At 58.2% G+C, this 1021-nt stretch carries 1 protein-coding gene and 1 pseudogene; both read right to left on the minus strand.

What is annotated here, in order from left to right; genetic code table 11:
• Positions 1-213, minus strand: a pseudogene (locus C486_RS22070) (hypothetical protein); the annotation flags it as partial.
• 133 nt (positions 214-346) lie between these two features.
• Positions 347-937, minus strand: a complete 591-nt coding sequence (locus tag C486_RS16690) for a hypothetical protein (protein ID WP_008458209.1) — start codon at positions 935-937, stop codon at positions 347-349.
• Positions 938-1021: the final 84 nt, after the last annotated feature.

Consider the following 1021-nt stretch of genomic DNA (forward strand, 5'->3'; position numbering starts at 1 on the left):
CCCGCCGTTCCCACCGCCCCCACTCGCACTTGTGTTTGACGAGAGCGCTTTCGAACTCGATGCTACCCGTCCCGAGTTGGGTTGTTCAACTTCAACTTCAACTTGGATCGGGTCACCGGTGAGCTTCTCCTCGATCTCCTTGCGCGCTGAGCGGAGACCGCCTTGGTCCACCTGGAGGTCAAGGGTGGCTTTCGTGGAGAACTCCGTTGTCATCGAACATCACCGAGTCCTGCTACGTTCTCGTTCTCCCAGACTGCTGGCAGTGCCGCGATGAAGGTCTTGATATCTCTCCAAGTGTAGTCGTCGATGTCCCGCGGGTGGTGGCCATATCGCATGAGCAGTCCCCTTATGTAGGCGATTTGGGCGTCGAGGTCGTCCTCCTTTCCTCGACCCGCTTTCTGAATCCGTTTCCCTCAACCTGCGGGGTCGTGAGTTCATCCCCCCTCTCTTCGAGCCAGTGGATGAATGCTGGCGCGAGGTCAGTAACAGCGTGGATCTTGGCCTCGAGGTCGGGGTCCTCTTCGTCGAGGAAAGGAGCGTCTTGGAGGCACGCTCCTGCGAACATATTTCGACGAGCGTTGTCGAGATCAGGGTTTCTCCCCCACCCGACCTTCCCCTGTTTAACTGCTTGGAGTCGGTCGCCGACTTCGGCGTACTCCCCAGCAGTGAGCGACCCGAGCGTCACCTCTTTGATCGGCTCTCGGTCACCATCGGGATCGAGTGCCCACTGAACACCGGCGTACATCTGCTCGAGGCGGTTTCCTTCCTGAACGCTCTCTCGGTACTCGTGGAGCTGCCCTTGGGTGAGCTCTTCGTCATCGTCTAGGTCGTCCATCTGTTGCTCGATCTCGCTCGTTCTGTCAGCGAGTTCGTCGAGTTCACTGTCTAGCCGTTCCTTCTCTTCCGACAGATCGTATGTTTCGGTGTATCGTGGCATTGTGACTACTTCTGGCCCGTGAGTCGGCGTTCGAAGTCGCGAAGCTTTTTGTCGATCAGGTGCTCAGCCTCTCGCTTCGTGAGG

Origin of the sequence: Natrinema gari JCM 14663 (genome assembly GCF_000337175.1) — an archaeon.
In the GTDB taxonomy this organism is placed as follows: Archaea; Halobacteriota; Halobacteria; order Halobacteriales; family Natrialbaceae; genus Natrinema; species Natrinema gari.